The 15,792-nt window shown below is 69.5% G+C and carries 20 protein-coding genes; 9 read left to right on the top strand and 11 right to left on the bottom strand.

Annotation, left to right across the window (positions count from 1 at the left end; translation table 11 throughout):
• Positions 1-424: Rv1157c family protein (locus tag HMPREF0591_RS13265; RefSeq protein WP_007169079.1), on the top strand; the 424-nt coding region annotated here is incomplete at its 5' end.
• A gap of 71 nt (positions 425-495) precedes the next feature.
• Here the strand turns inward: HMPREF0591_RS13265 and HMPREF0591_RS30965 are convergent.
• Together HMPREF0591_RS30965 and HMPREF0591_RS13260 are read right to left on the bottom strand one after the other, a co-directional pair.
• Positions 496-642 carry a hypothetical protein gene (locus HMPREF0591_RS30965; protein ID WP_007169078.1) on the bottom strand — a complete coding sequence of 49 codons (147 nt, stop codon included), beginning with the start codon at positions 640-642 and terminating at the stop codon, positions 496-498.
• Positions 643-670: 28 nt separating this feature from the next.
• Positions 671-1,243, bottom strand: coding sequence for an HhH-GPD-type base excision DNA repair protein (locus tag HMPREF0591_RS13260; RefSeq protein WP_040622477.1), 573 nt, complete (start codon positions 1,241-1,243; stop codon positions 671-673).
• Between the two features lie 87 nt (positions 1,244-1,330).
• Here HMPREF0591_RS13260 and HMPREF0591_RS13255 point away from each other — a divergent pair, with 87 nt between their 5' ends.
• Complete coding sequence (locus HMPREF0591_RS13255) at positions 1,331-1,864, top strand: nuclear transport factor 2 family protein (RefSeq protein WP_007169076.1); 534 nt, start codon at positions 1,331-1,333, stop codon at positions 1,862-1,864.
• A 25-nt stretch (positions 1,865-1,889) separates the two neighbouring features.
• On the opposite strand, the gene HMPREF0591_RS13250 is transcribed toward HMPREF0591_RS13255, so the two are convergent.
• Both HMPREF0591_RS13250 and HMPREF0591_RS13245 read right to left on the bottom strand, forming a co-directional pair.
• On the bottom strand, positions 1,890-2,084 hold the full coding sequence (locus HMPREF0591_RS13250; protein ID WP_007169075.1) for a DUF5302 domain-containing protein: 195 nt from the start codon (positions 2,082-2,084) through the stop codon (positions 1,890-1,892).
• An 18-nt stretch (positions 2,085-2,102) separates the two neighbouring features.
• Positions 2,103-2,546 carry a PPOX class F420-dependent oxidoreductase gene (locus HMPREF0591_RS13245; RefSeq protein WP_007169074.1) on the bottom strand — a complete coding sequence of 148 codons (444 nt, stop codon included), beginning with the start codon at positions 2,544-2,546 and terminating at the stop codon, positions 2,103-2,105.
• Between the two features lie 77 nt (positions 2,547-2,623).
• Here HMPREF0591_RS13245 and HMPREF0591_RS13240 point away from each other — a divergent pair, with 77 nt between their 5' ends.
• A complete protein-coding gene (locus HMPREF0591_RS13240) occupies positions 2,624-3,145 on the top strand; it encodes a DUF1697 domain-containing protein (RefSeq protein WP_007169073.1) in 522 nt (173 codons plus the stop codon).
• Between the two features lie 11 nt (positions 3,146-3,156).
• Here HMPREF0591_RS13240 and HMPREF0591_RS13235 read toward each other — a convergent pair whose 3' ends face one another.
• A complete protein-coding gene (locus HMPREF0591_RS13235; protein ID WP_007169072.1) occupies positions 3,157-3,522 on the bottom strand; it encodes an Rv1152 family transcriptional regulator in 366 nt (121 codons plus the stop codon).
• 37 nt (positions 3,523-3,559) lie between these two features.
• On the opposite strand from HMPREF0591_RS13235, the gene HMPREF0591_RS13230 reads away from it, so the two are divergent.
• Positions 3,560-4,273 (top strand): NAD-dependent deacylase, encoded by a 714-nt coding sequence (locus HMPREF0591_RS13230; protein ID WP_007169071.1) that lies wholly within the window; start codon positions 3,560-3,562, stop codon positions 4,271-4,273.
• A 3-nt stretch (positions 4,274-4,276) separates the two neighbouring features.
• Here HMPREF0591_RS13230 and HMPREF0591_RS13225 read toward each other — a convergent pair whose 3' ends face one another.
• Together HMPREF0591_RS13225 and HMPREF0591_RS13220 are read right to left on the bottom strand one after the other, a co-directional pair.
• Positions 4,277-4,906 carry a class I SAM-dependent methyltransferase gene (locus HMPREF0591_RS13225; RefSeq protein ID WP_007169070.1) on the bottom strand — a complete coding sequence of 210 codons (630 nt, stop codon included), beginning with the start codon at positions 4,904-4,906 and terminating at the stop codon, positions 4,277-4,279.
• A 92-nt stretch (positions 4,907-4,998) separates the two neighbouring features.
• Positions 4,999-7,320, bottom strand: coding sequence for an MMPL family transporter (locus HMPREF0591_RS13220; protein ID WP_007169069.1), 2,322 nt, complete (start codon positions 7,318-7,320; stop codon positions 4,999-5,001).
• Positions 7,321-7,632: 312 nt separating this feature from the next.
• Here HMPREF0591_RS13220 and HMPREF0591_RS34405 point away from each other — a divergent pair, with 312 nt between their 5' ends.
• Entirely contained in the window at positions 7,633-7,755 is a 123-nt protein-coding gene (locus HMPREF0591_RS34405) for a hypothetical protein (protein WP_085981634.1), read from the top strand.
• 133 nt (positions 7,756-7,888) lie between these two features.
• On the opposite strand, the gene HMPREF0591_RS13215 is transcribed toward HMPREF0591_RS34405, so the two are convergent.
• Together HMPREF0591_RS13215 and HMPREF0591_RS13210 are read right to left on the bottom strand one after the other, a co-directional pair.
• On the bottom strand, positions 7,889-8,641 hold the full coding sequence (locus HMPREF0591_RS13215) for a 3-hydroxyacyl-CoA dehydrogenase (RefSeq protein WP_007169067.1): 753 nt from the start codon (positions 8,639-8,641) through the stop codon (positions 7,889-7,891).
• Between the two features lie 53 nt (positions 8,642-8,694).
• Positions 8,695-9,780, bottom strand: coding sequence for a CaiB/BaiF CoA transferase family protein (locus HMPREF0591_RS13210; protein ID WP_007169066.1), 1,086 nt, complete (start codon positions 9,778-9,780; stop codon positions 8,695-8,697).
• A gap of 97 nt (positions 9,781-9,877) precedes the next feature.
• On the opposite strand from HMPREF0591_RS13210, the gene HMPREF0591_RS13205 reads away from it, so the two are divergent.
• Positions 9,878-10,687 carry an enoyl-CoA hydratase gene (locus tag HMPREF0591_RS13205; protein ID WP_007169065.1) on the top strand — a complete coding sequence of 270 codons (810 nt, stop codon included), beginning with the start codon at positions 9,878-9,880 and terminating at the stop codon, positions 10,685-10,687.
• A gap of 85 nt (positions 10,688-10,772) precedes the next feature.
• Positions 10,773-12,122, top strand: a complete 1,350-nt coding sequence (locus tag HMPREF0591_RS13200) for a DUF2867 domain-containing protein (RefSeq protein ID WP_007169064.1) — start codon at positions 10,773-10,775, stop codon at positions 12,120-12,122.
• Between the two features lie 6 nt (positions 12,123-12,128).
• Here the strand turns inward: HMPREF0591_RS13200 and HMPREF0591_RS13195 are convergent, their stop codons facing one another.
• Positions 12,129-12,851 (bottom strand): CPBP family intramembrane glutamic endopeptidase, encoded by a 723-nt coding sequence (locus HMPREF0591_RS13195; RefSeq protein WP_007169063.1) that lies wholly within the window; start codon positions 12,849-12,851, stop codon positions 12,129-12,131.
• Positions 12,848-13,993, bottom strand: a complete 1,146-nt coding sequence (locus tag HMPREF0591_RS13190) for an NAD(P)H-binding protein (RefSeq protein WP_007169062.1) — start codon at positions 13,991-13,993, stop codon at positions 12,848-12,850. The genes HMPREF0591_RS13195 and HMPREF0591_RS13190 overlap by 4 nt, the downstream gene beginning before the upstream one ends.
• A gap of 183 nt (positions 13,994-14,176) precedes the next feature.
• Between HMPREF0591_RS13190 and HMPREF0591_RS13185 the strand changes: the two genes are divergently transcribed.
• Together HMPREF0591_RS13185 and HMPREF0591_RS13180 are read left to right on the top strand one after the other, a co-directional pair.
• A complete protein-coding gene (locus HMPREF0591_RS13185) occupies positions 14,177-14,677 on the top strand; it encodes an isoprenylcysteine carboxyl methyltransferase family protein (protein ID WP_007169061.1) in 501 nt (166 codons plus the stop codon).
• On the top strand, positions 14,674-15,690 hold the full coding sequence (locus HMPREF0591_RS13180; RefSeq protein WP_007169060.1) for an NAD(P)/FAD-dependent oxidoreductase: 1,017 nt from the start codon (positions 14,674-14,676) through the stop codon (positions 15,688-15,690). The genes HMPREF0591_RS13185 and HMPREF0591_RS13180 overlap by 4 nt, the downstream gene beginning before the upstream one ends.
• Positions 15,691-15,792: the final 102 nt, after the last annotated feature.

Genomic DNA, 15,792 nt, shown 5'->3' with positions numbered 1-15,792 from the left:
GGGGTTCGGCCCCGACGCGCCGCCCACGCAGGACTTCATGTATCCCTCGATCGGCACCAACTGCCTGGCCGATGGCAGCACGGCGATCGCAACGGCGCTGTCGGTGGCGGGGCCCGCGAAGATCCCGACGCCGGGGCCGGGCCCCGGGCAGACCGCCTACGTGTTCACCGCCGTCGGCACGCCCGGCCCCGCCGAGGTGCAGAAGCTGCCGTTGAACGTCACGTGGGTGAACCTGACCACGGGCAAGTCGGGGACCGTCGCGCTCAAGCCGCGCACCGACATCAACGCCGACGGGCCGACGACGCTGACCGCGATCGCCGACACCGGTTCGGGCAGCATCATGTCGACCATCTTCGGTCAGGTCACCACCAAGGAAAAGCAGTGCCAGTTCATGCCCACCATCGGCTCCACGGTGGTGCCGTAGGGCCGGCACTGTCCCCGCCCCGGGCGCGCGTGTCCCCCTCTCGGGGCGCGCGCGCTCCTGTCAGGCGGGGGTCAGTACGCCATGAAGAGGATCGCGTCCCGGTCGTACTCGAGGCCCGGATGAACGCTGGCGAGATGAGCCTGGGTCAGCTCGACCAGCTCGTCCTCGTCCTTGCCGACGATGGCTTCCCCGCACGGACACGTCAGGTGTGTCTTCACGTTGCCGCCCTTCCCTTCTGGTCAACCACTACTTCGCCGCTTTGGCTGCTGCCTTCATCTGCTTCTTGTAGGACCGCACCTGGTCCATCGATCGGGCGTCGACGATGTCGGCGACGGAGATGTGCGTGCCGGCCTTGCCGAATTGGCCGGCCGCCGCGCGCCAGCCTTTCGGGGTGACGCCGTACTGCTTGCCGAGCAGGGCCAGGAAAATCTGCGCCTTCACCTCGCCGAAGCCGGGCAGCCCCTTGATTCGCCGCAGCAGCTCCGCGCCGTCGGGGTCACCGGCGGTCCACAATCCGGCGGCGTCGCCGTCGTAGCGATCCACGATGATTTGCGCCAGGGCCTGGATCCGCCCGGCCATCGATCCCGGAAAGCGGTGTATCGCAGGCCTTTCCGAGCACAGCTCGGCGAACTTGTCGGGGTCGTACTCGGCGATTTCGTGAGCGCCGAAGCCGCCCATCCGGTCCGCGATCTTCTTCGGTCCCGAGAAGGCCGTCTCGAACGGCACCTGCTGATCGAGGACCATCCCGATGAGCAGGGCCAGGGGATTCTCGTCCAGCAGCGCGTCGGCTTCGGGATCTTGAGCGAGCCAGAGTTTCACCGTCAACGACCTTCCTTCCGCTGAACACCCTAAGACCGATGAGCCGTTGGTGGGAGACTACTCACCCAACCACCGCGTTATCGTGGCGTGGTGGTGGATGAGGCGCGGTTGGCGCTGATGCTGGCCCGCGACGAACTGCACGCGCTCGTCACCGCGTACTGCCGGGCCGTCGACCGGGCCGACTACGAGGCGCTGCGGGGCCTGTACCACCCCGAGGCGATCGACTCCCACGGCTCGTTCTCGACGGGCGGCGTCGAGCAGTTCATCGCACAGCTACAGGCCGCCGAACCGTATGTGCTTGTCTCGCAACACAACATCACCACGACGAATTTCGAGGTCGAGGGCGACGCGGCCAGCGGCGAGATCTACTGCCTGGTGTTCCACACCTTCGCCGGCCCCGAACACGCCGTGGACGTCATCATCGGGGGCCGGTACCTGGACAAGTACGCCCGGCACGACGGCCGCTGGAAGTTCCGTCAGCGCACCATCGTGGCGGACTGGGCGTACCGGAACGACCCGTCCCGGCTGGACTTCTCGCACCCCAGCACCCGCGGCAGCCTACGGGGCAAACCGGGGCAGGCCGACCCCTCGGCCGGCCTGTTCACCAGGCCCGAAGCCTGACGACAATTGCTGTCCGCTAACGGCTCTAGCCGCTTTTGCGGCGGAATTCCCGACGGCCGCCGCCGGCCGCACCGTGCGCCCGTGACTGCTTGCCGCCGCTGTCCTTGTGATCGGATCCGCCCGACGACTTGGACATCTTGCGTTCCAGCGCTTCGCGAAACTTGCGCTTGTTTTCGTCCTCTGCCCCCGAAGCATCCTGCTTGGAGTTCGACTCGGCCATAGCGGCAGCCTAGCCCGATTACCGCTTGCCCGGAGGCATGCCATACAGATGGGAGATCGGCAGCGTCAGCAGCACCCGCCGATCGGTGACCATCGCCTGGCGGTACTCGTCCCAATCCGGGTGTTCGCCGGCGATGTTGCGGTACAACGCAATCAGCGCCTCGACGGTGTCGTCGTCGGGTGCGGCCGCGGGCGGCGTCAGCACCGCCGTGCCCTCGGCCACCGCATACGACCAGCCGTCGTCGGCGTCGACCAGGATGGACGCCCGCGGATCGCGGCGCAGGTTGCGGGTCTTGGCGCGCGGTTCGGTGATCGACACGCGCACCGCCAGGTCGCGCGGGTCGAAGTGGTAGCTGACGTTCGACAGTTGCGGACGCCCGTCACGTTTGATGGTGGCCAGCACTCCGAGAGAGTTTCCACTGATCACGGCCAGCAGCTTGTCGTCGAAGACTTGGCGTCCCATGGGAGAAAGCCTACGTCGCGCGTCGGGCGGCCGGTCCCGGATCGCGTCGGCACGGTCCGCCCTGGTGGAATCGGATCATGACCGAGTACGCGGCTTTCCTGCGCGGCGTCAACGTCGGCGGCGTCAACCTCAAGATGGCCGAGGTGGCGCGCGCCCTGACCGATGCCGGCTTCACCGGCGTGCGCACCATCCTGGCCACCGGCAACGTCCTGCTCGAGTCGTCGGCCGGCGCCGCGACGGTGCGCAAGAAGGCCGAGGCCGCGCTGCGCGAGCGGTTCGGCTACGACGCGTGGGTGTTGGTCTACGACCTCGAGACGGTGCGGGCCATCGTCGACGCCTACCCGTTCGAGCCGGAGGTCGACGGCTACCAGTCCTATGTCACGTTCGTGGCCGACGACGCGGTGCTCGGCGAACTCACCGCGCTGGCCGGCGACGCCGGACCGGACGAGAAAATCGCCCCGGGCGCGGGTGTGGTCTATTGGCAGGTGCCCAAGGGCGTCACGCTGGACAGCGTGATCGGCAAGACGATGGGCAAGCCGCGCTACAAGTCGTCGACGACCACGCGCAACCTGCGCACGCTGGCCAAGGTGTTGCGGTAACGCCTGGGCGCTCAGTCGTCCGGCACGTTCGTCAGGTAGCGCATCGCGTCGGACTTGGTCAGCCCCAGGGCGCGCGCCACCTCGACGTACTCCTTGGCCGCGGCGGCCATCGCGGCGTCGGTCGGGTCGAAGCGGGAGATGAAAGTGCCGAAGCGCCCCCGCGTTTCGACAACCGCCGCCGACTCCAGCTCGCGATAGGCGCGGGCCACGGTGTTCGCCGCGACGCCCAGCTGGCCGGCCAGGTCACGCACCGTCGGCAGCCGTGTCCCGGGCGGCAACGCGCCGGCCCGCACGCCGTCGATGACCTGGGTCCTGAGCTGGTCGAACAGCGGCTTGCCCGCCTTCACGTCGACTTTCAGCCAATCCCGCAGCTCCACGTCCTCAGTATGTCGCAAGCGCGGCTATCTTTGTGGGATGCGAGTAACGGTGCTGAGCGGCGCGGGGATCTCCGCGGAGAGCGGGGTGCCGACCTTCCGCGACGACAAGAACGGGCTGTGGGCCCGCTTCGACCCCTACGAGCTGTCCAGCACCCAAGGGTGGCGCGACAACCCCGAACGGGTCTGGGGTTGGTACCTGTGGCGGCACTATCTGGTCGCCGACGTGCAGCCCAACACCGGCCACCGCGCCATCGCCGCCTGGCAGGACGGCGCCGAGGTCAGCGTCATCACGCAGAACGTCGACGACCTGCACGAGCGCGCCGGCAGCGTGCCGGTTCACCACCTGCACGGCAGCCTGTTCGAATTCCGTTGCGACCGTTGCGGTATGCCTTACACCGGGACGCTGCCCAAGATGTCCGAGCCGACGCTGGAGGTGGAGCCGCCGGTCTGCCACTGCGGCGGCCTGATCCGGCCGGACATCGTGTGGTTCGGTGAGCCGTTGCCCGACGAGCCGTGGCAGTCGGCCGTCGAGGCGACCGAGGCCGCCGACGTGATGGTGGTCGTGGGGACCTCGGCGATCGTCTATCCGGCGGCCGGGCTGGCCGAGCTGGCGCTGTCGCGCGGCACCGCCGTCATCGAGGTCAACCCCGAGGTCACGCCGCTGTCCAGGAACGCCACGATCAGCATCCGCGAGACGGCCAGCCAGGCGTTGCCCGGATTGCTGCAGCGGCTGCCCGCGCTGCTGCGCTAACCCCTACGGCCTGCGGGCGCGGCCCAGCAGGAGTTCCGACACCGGCATCGGCGCCCACGCCGGCAGCGTGAACTCGCGCCGCGAGGCATCGATCTCGAATCCGGCGTCGACGATCGAGCGTTCGGTGTCCCGGTGGGTGTGGCAGTTGCCGAACAACCTGGGCCACACCGTCGCGTCGGCGATCCGTTGCAGGCGGCCCCGCGCGCCGGCGCTCGCCACGTGCTCGAGGTAGCGCAGCTCCCCGCCCGGTCGCAGCAACGAATACAGGCGTCGCAGCACGCCGCCGGGATCGTGCACGGAGCACAACACCAGCGAGCACACCACGGCGTCGAACGGCTCGCCGCCGCTGAACCCCTCCGCCGTCTCGGCGGTGACGACCACGCGCGCGGGCACCACGTCCGCGGCGGCGCGGGCCTGGGCCGCCAGCCGCGGTTCGGGCTCGACCGCGACCACCTCGTGGACCGACTCCGGGTAGTGGGGAAAGTTCGTCCCGATGCCCGCGCCGACTTCCAGCACCCGCCCGGACAGGCCGGCCAGATTCTCCCGGCGCAGCGCCCGGATGGACTCGGTTTCGTGGCTGGCGACGACGGGCCAGATGCGTGCGAAGAACGGGTTGTCCACCGCCGTTGTCATACCTCAACCTTTCGACTCGGATGAGCCCCACAATAGGTGTCTTGCGAGATGGGTGTCTTGCGAGATGGGTGTCTTGCCGGTCGATCGCCGGGTCACCCGATGTTGGGCACGGGTTCGGGCAGCGGTCCACCCTCGAGTGGCACCGGGAAGACGTATCCGGCCTCCCGGGGCCCGGCCTCGCTGATGCCGAACCGATCGTGCAGCCAGGCCAGGGGCCTCGGCGCCCACCAATTCCACCGCCCCATCACGTGCATGAACGCCGGCACCACCACCATCCGGACCAGGGTGGCGTCGGCGAACACGGCGAGCGTCAGGCCGAGGCCGAACATCCGCATGAACGACACGTGAGCGGCGATCAGCGCGGCGAACGACATCGACATCACCAGCGCGGCCGCGGTGATCACCCGACCGGTGCGGGCGACGCCGAGGGCGACACTCTCGTCGTTGGCGGCGTCGGCCTGCTTCGGACTCGGCTTGGCCGGTCGGGCGGCCCCGGACGCCAGCCAGTACTCGCGGATCCGCGAGAGCAGGAACACCTCGTAGTCCATCGACAGCCCGAAGGCGATGCAGAACAGCAGCACCGGCATGTTGGCGACCAGCGTCCCGCTCGGCGTCGTGCCGAGCGCGCCGAGATGCCCGTCCTGGAAGATCCACACCAGCGCACCGAACGCGGCGGTCAGCGACAAGACGTTGCAGGCCAGCGCCTTGGCCGGCAGCAGGACGCTGCCGGTGAGCAGGAACAGCAGCGCGAAGGTGATCGCGGCCATCAACCCGAGCACCAGCGGAAGCCGGTCGGTGACCGCGTCGACGCTGTCGCGGTTGACCTGGGCGACACCGCCCATCGCGACGGAGCGGCCGGCCGGCCCGGGCACCTCGTGCAACCGCTTCAGTTGGGCGTCGTTCGCCGCGGAGAACAGGGGCGCCGTGCTGCTGATGGTCAGGAAGGCGCTGCCGTCGGCGATCCCGGTCGCCCCGGCCGGCGGTCCCGTGCGGTTGCCGCCGACGAACGTCCCGCCCGGGGACGACACCTCCGACACGTCGGGAACCCGGGACAGGGCGGCGGCGTAGGAGTCGAGGTCCGCCGGTTTCAGCCCGCGCGCGTCGGGGACGACGACCGGCACCGACGTCGCGGAGTCGTCCGCGAAATCGTTGCGCAGCCGGTCCCCCACCCGATGCGACGACGCCGAAGGCGGCAGCACCCGATCGTCCGGGAAACCCCATTTGACCGACAGGAACGGAAGCCCGAGGAGCAGCAGCAGCGCGACGACGGTCAGCCCGATCGGCGCCCAGCGGCGCATCACCAACTTGGTCGACCGGTACCAGAACAACTGCTCGACCGGCTTGTGCGCCGGCTCGGGGCGCCGGAACACCCGGCGCAGCAGCCGGCGCACGTCCAGCGCGTCCAGCCGGGGGCCCAGCAGCACGATGGCGGCCGGGGTGATCACGATCGAGGCGGTCGCGACGAACGCGACGGTCGCCACGCCGGCGTAGGCGAACGACTTGAGGAAGTACATCGGGAACGCGACCGTCGCCGACATGGACAACGCGACGGTGACCGCGGAGAACAACACCGTGCGCCCGGAGGTGGCCATGGTCCGGATCAACGCCTCGTCGCGGTCGCGGCCCTCGGCCAGCTCGTCGCGATAACGGCTGACGATCAGCAGTGTGTAGTCGATGGCCAGCGCCAGGCCCAGGGCGGTGCTGAGGTTGAGCGCGAAGATCGACACTTCGGTGCTGAAGGTGATCAGCCGCAACACCGTCATGGACCCCACGACGGCCAGCGCGCCCAGCGCCATGGGCAGGGCCGCGGCCAGCAGGCCGCCGAACACCCAGATCAGGATCAGGAAGCTCAGCGGCAGCGCGATCATCTCCATCACCAGCAGATCGGCCTGATTCTGCGTGTTGATCTGCGCGTACTGCATCGCCGCGCCGCCGGCGCGCACGGTGACGCCGTCACGGTCGTGGACGAACTGGTCCGCGATGGTTTGGGCGTTGCTCTGCGCGTAGTTTTCGCCGCCCTTGAGGTTGACCACGATCAGCCCCGACTTGCCGTCGCGGCTGACCAGGTCGGCCGCCGCCTGCGGCGGGACGGTCCACGGCGACGACGCGTTGTAGACCAGCGGCGAATTCTGTAACTGCCTGACGAGGTCGGTCCCGACGCGGCGGGCCTGTTCGCTGTTGGTGCCGCCGGGGGCGCTCACCAGGATCAGCATCTGTTGACCGCTCTGCCCGAACTTGTCGCTCAGCACCTGGATCGCGTGGGCGGACTCCGAGTGCGGGTCCTGAAAGCCCCCGGGTGAGAGGCTCTTGGCGACGGGGATTCCGAAGATCGCGGCGGCGACGAAGACCAGGACACCGATTGCGATGATGCGGCGCGGCGCGGCGATGGCCAGTCGGGCGATCCGTTGCACCATTTCGAGCCCTTCCGCCGCCGGTGCTGATCGCGCTGGCCGCTGGCGTACTCGCGACAACCTAACAAACGCTAGTTTTCACGCGTCAAACAGATTCCTTTCTCAAGGACGGGTGGCGGCGGCCGTACGGTTCAATGCGGGGTCTTTAAACCTGGGCGACGGTAAGAGTCCGGCCAGAAAAGTGTGCGGTAATTAAGCAGGTCGCGGGCCTAAACGGCGCGGTTGACCGCCCGCAACCTACCCGCGGGTAAATTGCCACCGTTTTCCGAATCGTGACTCAAAGATTCCTTAATGGTGGCCCATACGCTCAGTGTCATGTGGATCGACGACACAAGTGCCGACGTCATCAAGGTTGACTTCGAAGCTCTCTACCACGGCGACGTGCTGGTGGAAGGCGAGACCTCGGAGCAGTTCGAAGAACTGCAAGCGGCGAGCTGAGCAACGGCCATGAGTATGCTCGCACGGCTGTTGATGGCCGAACCCGCTGTCAGTCGATGGTTCCGTCGATAAGTTCTTTCTCCTACTACGAAAGCCCCCCGCTCGTCGCGGGGGGCTTTCGTGTTCGAGGGCCTCAGCGAGGCGCCATGCGGATGGCGCCGTCCAGCCGGATCACCTCGCCGTTGAGCATCGGGTTCTCGACGATGTGCACGGCGAGCGCCCCGTACTCGTCGGGGTCACCGAGCCGGGCCGGGTGTGGAACCTGCTTGCCCAGCGACTTCTGTGCCTCCTCCGGCAGCGAACCCAGCAGCGGGGTCTTGAACAATCCCGGCGCGATCGTCACCACGCGGATCAGCTCGCGGGACAGGTCGCGCGCGATCGGCAGCGTCATCCCGACCACGCCGCCCTTGGACGCCGAGTAGGCGGCCTGCCCGATCTGGCCCTCGAACGCGGCGACCGAGGCGGTGTTGATGATGACGCCGCGCTCCTCCCCGATGGGTTCGGTCTTGGCGATGCGCTCGGCGGCCAGCCGCAGCACGTTGAACGTGCCGATCAGGTTGACCCCGATCACCTTCTTGAACGCGTCGAGCGGGAACGGGCCGTCCTTGGACAGCGTCTTGATGGCGTTGCCGATGCCTGCGCAGTTGACGTTGATGCGCAGCGGGCCCAGCGACTCGGCCACGTCGAGCGCCTTGCCGACGGCGGCCTCGTCGGTGACGTCGGCCTGCACGAAGCGGGCGCGCTCGCCGAGCTCCCGGACCGCCTCTTCGCCGCGCAGGTCGATCACCACCACCTGAGCACCTGCGTCCAGCAGCCGCTTGGTGGTGGCCAGGCCCAGGCCCGAGGCGCCCCCGGTGACGACGGCGACGGCGTCTTTGATTTCCATTCGAGTCCTTCCTTGAGAGTCACGTTGCGTCCAGCCAACCAGTTGGTTGGCCACTATACCCAGTCGTTCAGCACGGCCTCGACGTCGGCCAGCGGCGCGGCCGGCGGGCGCGGCACGTCGGGCCGGGTGCGGGAGAAGCGCGGGGCGGGCAATGGCTGCAGGCCACCGTCGGCGTCGTAGAAGGTGTTGCGCTCGGTGATGTGCGGCTCGGTGTGCACTTCGCCGAAGGCCAGCACCGGCGTCACGCAGGCGTCCGAATCGGCGAACACCTTGGCCCAGTGGTCGCGGTCGTGTGCGGCGAACGCCGCCGTCAGCGCCGCGCGCAGCTCGGGCCAGCGGGTGACGTCGTTCTGCGCCGGCAGGCCGGCCGCGTCCAGGCCCAGCCCGGCCAGCATGGCCGCGTAGAACTGCGGCTCGATGGCGCCGACGGCGACGTAGCGCCCGTCGGCGCACTCGTAGGTGTCGTAGTACGGCGCGCCGCCGTCGAGCATGTTGGTGCCGCGCGCGTCCGACCACATGCCCAGGCCCCGCATCGCCCACATCATCTGGATCAGCACGCTGGATCCGTCGACCATGGCGGCGTCGATCACCTGGCCCTTGCCGGAGTTCTGCCGCTCCCACAGCGCCGACAGGATTCCGACCAGCAGGAACATCGAGCCCCCGCCGAAGTCGCCGACCAGATTCAGCGGCGGGACGGGCCGCTCGTTCGCCCGGCCGATGGCGTGCAGGATCCCGTTCAGCGAGATGTAGTTGATGTCGTGGCCCGCCTGCTGACTGCGCGGGCCGGTCTGTCCCCAGCCGGTCATCCGGGCGTAGATCAGCCGCTCGTTGACCTCGGCGCACTGCTCCGGGCCCAGGCCGAGCCGTTCGGTGACGCCGGGGCGGAAGCCTTCGATCAACACGTCCGCCTTGGCGACGAGCTTGAGCACGACGGCGCGTCCCTCGTCGGACTTGAGGTCGACGGTGACGACGCGCCGGTTGCGCAGCATGGCGTCCTTGGCGACACCGCCGGGACCGCTGGACGGCCGGTCGATGCGCACCACGTCGGCGCCCAGATCCCCGAGGATCATCGCCGCGTGCGGTCCCGGCCCGATGCCGGCCAACTCGACGACCCGAAGTCCCTTCAGCGGTCCAGCCACGATCTACCGACCTTTCGTCTGCTCTGACGCCCGTTGTTGTTGGCATCTTCGCAGCCGCCGTGGACGGGCGCGCAGCCCGGTCACTTAGGGTGAGCCCATGCCGCAATCCGCGATCGACACCCTGACCCCGGTCGAGGGCCTTGCCGTCACGCTTTCCGACGGCGTGCTGTCGGTGACCATCGACCGGCCCGACAGCCTCAATTCGCTGACCGTGCCGGTGATTACGGGCCTCGCCGACGCGATGGAGCGCGCGGCGGCCGACCCGGAGGTGAAGCTGGTGCGGCTCGGCGGCGCGGGCCGCGGCTTCTGTTCCGGGGCGGGCATCGGCGCCGACGACGTGTCGGGCACCGGGGTGCCGCCGGACGAGATCGTCGCGGAGATCAACCGCCTGATCCGGGCGATCGCCGCGGCGCCGCACCCGGTGGTCGCCGTGGTCCAGGGCCCGGCGGCCGGCGTCGGTGTTTCCCTGGCGTTGGCTTGCGACGTCGTATTGGCTTCGGAGAGCGCCTTTTTCATGCTCGCCTTCACCAAGATCGGCCTGATGCCCGACGGCGGTGCGTCCGCGTTGATCGCCGCCGCGGTCGGCCGCATCCGGGCGATGCAGATGGCGCTGCTGCCCGAACGCCTGCCGGCCGCCGAGGCGTTGTCCTGGGGCCTGGTCAGCGCGGTCTACCCGGCCGACGAATTCGAGGCCGAGGTGGACAAGGTGATCGCGAGGCTGTTGGCGGGCCCCGCCGTGGCGTTCGGCAAAACCAAGCTCGCCATCAACGCGGCCACGCTGACCCAGTTGGATCCCGCGTTGCAGCGCGAATACGACGGACAGGCCGTGCTGCTGCGGTCACACGACTTCGTCGAGGGCGCAACCGCTTTCCAGCAGCGCCGCACGCCCGACTTCACCGATCGCTGACGCGATGGCGCTTACGGGTGGCCCAAGCCGGTAATCCTCCCCCGCGTCGGGTCCGAATAATTGGCAGACGACGAACGGAGATTCCATGTCTGGACAGCTGCGCTGTCTCGTGACCGGGGCGACCGGCTACATCGGTGCCCGGCTGGCGCCGCGACTGCTGGACGAAGGTCACCGGGTCCGCGCCCTGGCCCGCAACCCGGCCAAGTTGGAAGACGTGCCGTGGCGGCAACAGGCCGAGGTCGCGCGGGGCGACCTGGGTGACCTCGATTCCCTGGTCGCGGCGTTCGACGGGATCGACGTCGTCTACTACCTGGTGCACTCGATGGGCACGTCGAAGGATTTCGCCGACGAGGAGACGCGCGCGGTGCGCAACGTCGTCACCGCGGCCCGTCGCACCGGGGTGCGGCGCATCGTGTACCTGAGCGGCCTGCATCCCGAGGGCGGCAAGCTCTCACCGCACCTGCAATCGCGGGCGGCGGTCGGCGACGCGCTCATCGATTCGGGCATCGAGACGTTGGTGCTGCAGGCGGGCGTCGTCGTCGGGTCCGGGTCCGCGTCGTTCGAGATGATCCGGCACCTCACCGACCGGTTGCCGGTGATGACCACCCCGAAGTGGGTGCACAACAAGATCCAGCCGATCGCGGTGCGCGACGTGCTCTACTACCTGGTCGCCGCGGCGACGGCGCCGGTCCCCGAAAAGGACAAGTCGCGCACCTGGGACATCGGCGGACCCGATGTCCTGGAGTACGGCGACATGATGCGGGTCTACGCCGACGTGGCGGGGCTGGGCAAGCGCTATCTGATCGTCCTGCCGTTTCTGACACCGGCGATCGCCAGCCTCTGGGTGGGGACCGTGACGCCGATCCCGCCGGGACTGGCGCGCCCGCTGATCGAATCGCTGGAGTGCGACGCGGTGATGCGCAACCACGACGTCGACGGCATCATCGCACCGCCGCCCGGCGGCCTGACCGGCTACCGCCGGTCCGTCGAACTCGCGCTCGCCCGGGCCGCGCGCGGCGTGCCGGAACCCTCGTGGTCGTCGCTGCGGTCCGAACCGGCCGAGGCGCTGCCCAGCGACCCGGACTGGGCGGGCGAGATCGTCTACACCGATGTGCAAACCGCCGAAACCGCTGCCGAACCCGCCGACCTTTGGCAGGCGGCGGAGAACGCCGTGAATTCGCGGGCGGGCGGTTGGCAGGTCGAGGAGCGCGCGGCGGGGGGCCTGTTGCGGCTGCGCTCCACCAAGCGCGCGCCGGGGCGGGAGTGGCTCGAGATCGCGGTCACGCCGCAGGACGGCCGCGGCAGTCGCTACACCCAGCGGTCCATCTTTTTGCCGCGCGGCATCCCGGGGCGGGCGTACTGGTTCTTCGCGCGGACCGCGCACCACGCCGGGATGCGCGCGCTGGCCCGTGAGGTCGTCGGTCGCGCCCGGTAGCCGGCGTCAGACGCCGAACATCGGGGGCAGCACGAGAACCATGATCAGCCCCCACACCAGGTGGGTGAGCACCGGCGCCAGGACACCGCCGGTCGCCCGCCGCTCGAACGCGCACACCGTCCCGAGGATGATCGCGGCGAAACCGAGCATGGGGTTGCCACTGGCCAGCGTCGCGAACGTGTAGAGGACGGTCGAAATCAACACGGGGTGAAACCGGCCCAGGGCCGTGTAGAGCGCGCCGCGAAAGAACACCTCCTCGGCCACGCCGTTGACCAGCGTGATCGCCACGATCACCGGATACCAGCCGTGGTGGGCGTATTCCAGCACTCTCGTGATCAGCTCGGCCACGGGCGTGATCTCCCGGGCGATCAGCCCGCCGATCACGAAGACTGCGCCGAGCAGGAGGCCGATCGCCGCCCCGGTGACGACCGGCCTCTGGTTGCGGCCGCGCCAGCAGATACCGCCGAGATGCAGCGGGCCGGACGCGAACCCGCCGGCGACCCACACCCCCGCCAGCGCCAGGGTCAGCCAATAGAAGCTCGCGTCGCCCGGATGGCGCCGCAACGAAAACCCGAGCACCACGGCACCGAGCACCACCGTGATGGCCACGATGACCCTCCGGCGCCGCACGACGGCGGGCGACTCATGGTGCGGCACGGCGACCTTGGTGAGCGCGCGCCACCACTCGGACAGCACGCCGGTGTCGGACGGGGCGGTGGACTGGCTCATACGGGACGCACCTTCGGGGTCAGGGCGATCAGGAGGTCGAGTCCGGTTCGAAGCGCTCCGGCCAGCGGACCCGGGACCATGCCGACCAGTCCCAGAGCCGGTCGCGCGACCGGTGGGGTGAGCCGCCGCGCGACGTGGCGGATGCGCCGCGCGTCACCGCCGGCCCACACGGGATCGGTGTCGGCCAGGTGATGGGGATCGGCCAGGGCGTTGACCGGGGACGGGCGATGTGTCTGATCGGCCAAGGCTAGGGCAATGGCGTCGTCGACGCCGAGCAACCCACCGGGCGGGTCGGGCACCCGATCGCGTAAGTCGCTCTCGGAAGCCACCATCGGATGGTCCAGCGACTCGACCAGATCACCTGCCAGCCCCGGCGGCACCGGCAGCGCGACGCCGGTGACCAGCGACGCCAGCCCGGTGTCGACCCTGCCGACCGGCCATCCGGCGTGGAACCTGCCGGAGATGCGCGCATACGTTTTGAGCAGCTCGCGGTAGGACGTGGTGTCCGGGCCGGAAATGTCGTACGCCCCCGGCGGCACGAGGTCGGGGTCGGCCGCGGCGACCAGGTAGTGCAGCACGTCGCGGATGGAGATCGGGTCGATCGGGTTGTCCATCCAGCTCGGTATCGGCATGAGCGGGAAGCGGTCGCCGACGTAGCGCATCATCTCGAACGACGTCGAGCCGGCGCCGATGATCATCGCCGCGCCCAGCCACACCAGCTCGGGGCCGTCCGGGACCGTCAGGGCCTCGGCCACCTCAGCCCGGCTGGTCAGGTGCTCGGACAGCACCTGGTCGGCCGGCACGAATCCGCCCAGGTAGACGATGCGTCGCACACCGGCATCCCTGGCGGCCGCGGCCAGGTTGGCCGCCGCGGCCCTGTCGGCGTCGCGGAAGCCGGGCTGACCGATCGCGTGCACCAGGTAATACACCACGTCGACGGGGCCGGAGCCGGCGAAGGCCGCCCGGGTCGAGGCGGGATCTGCGGCGTCGAGCGTCGCGGGTGTGACGTCGTCGAACCAGCCGAACCGCCTGAGGGATTCGGGCTTTCGGGTGGCGGCAACGACCTCGTGGCGGTCGGCCAGCAGGGCGGTGACCAGCCGTGACCCGACATAGCCGGTGGCGCCGGTGACCAGTGTCCGCATACCTTTCAACCTAGCCCGGCGACGATGAACGCAAACCTGGCGGGCGCGGGCGGCCTGATCGCGGACGTAACGCCACGGCGCTTTTCGGGCCGGATTTACGCCATGCCGTTACGCTCGCGAAGTTTGAACCCGCGCGGCGGCGGCATCGTGACCCCCGATGAGTCGTCAAGAGATAGTGGAGCCATGTATTACCTGCTGATCCTGGCCGTCGGCATCGAACGCGTCGTGGAGCTGGTGGTCTCCAGGCGCAACGCGCGGTGGTCGTTTGCCCAGGGCGCCAAGGAGTTTGGGCGGGCGCACTATCCGGTGATGGTGGTGCTTCATACGGGACTGCTGGTCGGCTGCATCGTCGAGCCGTGGGCGCTGCACCGGCCGTTCATCGCGTGGCTGGGCTGGCCGATGCTCGCGGTGGTGGCGCTGAGCCAGGGGCTGCGCTGGTGGTGCATCGCCACGCTGGGCCGACGGTGGAACACCCGGGTGATCGTGTTGCCGCAGGCCCCGCTGGTGCGCCAGGGTCCCTACCGCTGGCTGCACCATCCGAACTATGTTGCAGTGGTGGCTGAGGGGTTGGCGCTGCCGTTGGTGCATACGGCGTGGCTGACGGCGGCGATTTTCACGCTGGCCAACCTGGCGTTGCTGCGGGTGCGGCTGCGTGTCGAGAACTCCGCTTTGGGTTACACGTGAGCGATTACGACACCGACCTGTTGATCGTCGGCGGCGGCCCGGGCGGCCTGGCGACGGCGTTACACGCGCGCCGGCACGGGCTTTCGGTGGTCGTCGCCGAACCGCGGGAGGGCCCCATCGACAAGGCGTGCGGCGAGGGTCTGATGCCGGGCGGGCTGGCCGAGCTGACGTCCCTCGGCGTCGACCCGGCCGGCATGCCCTTTTATGGCATCGCCTACGCGAGCGAACACCGCCGCGCCCAGGCGCGGTTCCGCACCGGCCCGGGTCGGGGCGTGCGCCGCACCACGCTGCACGCGGCGCTGGCCGCGCGCGCCAAAGAGCAAGACACCGAATGGCTTCGGGCGCGGGTGACCACCGTGCAGCAGGACGCCCATGGGGTGACGGCCGCCGGTGTGCGCGCGAAATGGTTGGTGGCCGCCGACGGTCTGCACTCTCAGGTCCGACGGTCCGTCGGGATCACGGCGACGGCCGGAACGCCGCGGCGTTACGGGGTGCGCTGGCATTTCCGGGTGCCGGCGTGGTCGGAGTTCGTCGAGGTGCACTGGTCGCGCCGGGGCGAGGCGTACGTGACCCCGGTGGAGCCGGACCTGGTCGGCGTGGCGATCCTGTCGCGGGGAAAGCCCGACCTGGCCTGGTTCCCCGAGCTGGCACGGCGGCTGGACGGCGCCGCCCGCGGCGACGCGCGCGGCTGCGGCCCGTTGCGGCAGGTGGTTTCCCGCCGGGTCGCGGGTCGGGTGCTGCTGGTGGGCGACGCGGCGGGCTACGAGGACGCGTTGACCGGCGAGGGCATCAGCCTGGCGGTCAAGCAGGCGGCCGCGGCCGTCGCCGCCATCACCGACGAGACATTGTCGTCGTATGAGCTTGCGTGGCAACGGATTACCCGCAATTACCGGCTGCTCACCCGCGCGCTGGTGCTGGGCAGCGCCCCGCCGATCGCGCGGCGCGCGATCGTGCCGGCGTGCACGCTGCTGCCGGGAGCGTTCCGGCGCGGGGTGAACGTGCTGGCGAGCTAACTCCCCCGAAAGGGCGAGCAGACACAAAATCGCCCAAACCTCCGGCGTGTCTTCGTGCTTTTGCGTCTGCTCGCGCCAGGCCCCCCGGCTCGCGCTACCGAA

It is taken from the genome of Mycobacterium parascrofulaceum ATCC BAA-614 (genome assembly GCF_000164135.1).
GTDB lineage: Bacteria > Actinomycetota > Actinomycetes > Mycobacteriales > Mycobacteriaceae > Mycobacterium > Mycobacterium parascrofulaceum.
The sequence above is the reverse complement of the archived record's forward strand: the minus strand, read 5'-3'. Positions and strand labels throughout refer to the sequence as shown.

What these genes read in the sequence shown, in the direction of transcription:
- HMPREF0591_RS13215 (WP_007169067.1), bottom strand. Translation starts at nt 8,641, where the DNA reads ATGGAAATCAAAGACGCCGTCGCCGTCGTCACCGGGGGCGCCTCGGGC.
- HMPREF0591_RS34405 (WP_085981634.1), top strand. Translation starts at nt 7,633, where the DNA reads ATGTGGATCGACGACACAAGTGCCGACGTCATCAAGGTTGACTTCGAA.
- HMPREF0591_RS13245 (WP_007169074.1), bottom strand. Translation starts at nt 2,546, where the DNA reads ATGGGACGCCAAGTCTTCGACGACAAGCTGCTGGCCGTGATCAGTGGA.
- HMPREF0591_RS13220 (WP_007169069.1), bottom strand. Translation starts at nt 7,320, where the DNA reads ATGGTGCAACGGATCGCCCGACTGGCCATCGCCGCGCCGCGCCGCATC.
- HMPREF0591_RS13205 (WP_007169065.1), top strand. Translation starts at nt 9,878, where the DNA reads ATGCCGCAATCCGCGATCGACACCCTGACCCCGGTCGAGGGCCTTGCC.
- HMPREF0591_RS13190 (WP_007169062.1), bottom strand. Translation starts at nt 13,993, where the DNA reads ATGCGGACACTGGTCACCGGCGCCACCGGCTATGTCGGGTCACGGCTG.
- HMPREF0591_RS13240 (WP_007169073.1), top strand. Translation starts at nt 2,624, where the DNA reads ATGACCGAGTACGCGGCTTTCCTGCGCGGCGTCAACGTCGGCGGCGTC.
- HMPREF0591_RS13225 (WP_007169070.1), bottom strand. Translation starts at nt 4,906, where the DNA reads ATGACAACGGCGGTGGACAACCCGTTCTTCGCACGCATCTGGCCCGTC.
- HMPREF0591_RS13230 (WP_007169071.1), top strand. Translation starts at nt 3,560, where the DNA reads ATGCGAGTAACGGTGCTGAGCGGCGCGGGGATCTCCGCGGAGAGCGGG.
- HMPREF0591_RS13195 (WP_007169063.1), bottom strand. Translation starts at nt 12,851, where the DNA reads ATGAGCCAGTCCACCGCCCCGTCCGACACCGGCGTGCTGTCCGAGTGG.
- HMPREF0591_RS13250 (WP_007169075.1), bottom strand. Translation starts at nt 2,084, where the DNA reads ATGGCCGAGTCGAACTCCAAGCAGGATGCTTCGGGGGCAGAGGACGAA.
- HMPREF0591_RS13200 (WP_007169064.1), top strand. Translation starts at nt 10,773, where the DNA reads ATGTCTGGACAGCTGCGCTGTCTCGTGACCGGGGCGACCGGCTACATC.
- HMPREF0591_RS13185 (WP_007169061.1), top strand. Translation starts at nt 14,177, where the DNA reads ATGTATTACCTGCTGATCCTGGCCGTCGGCATCGAACGCGTCGTGGAG.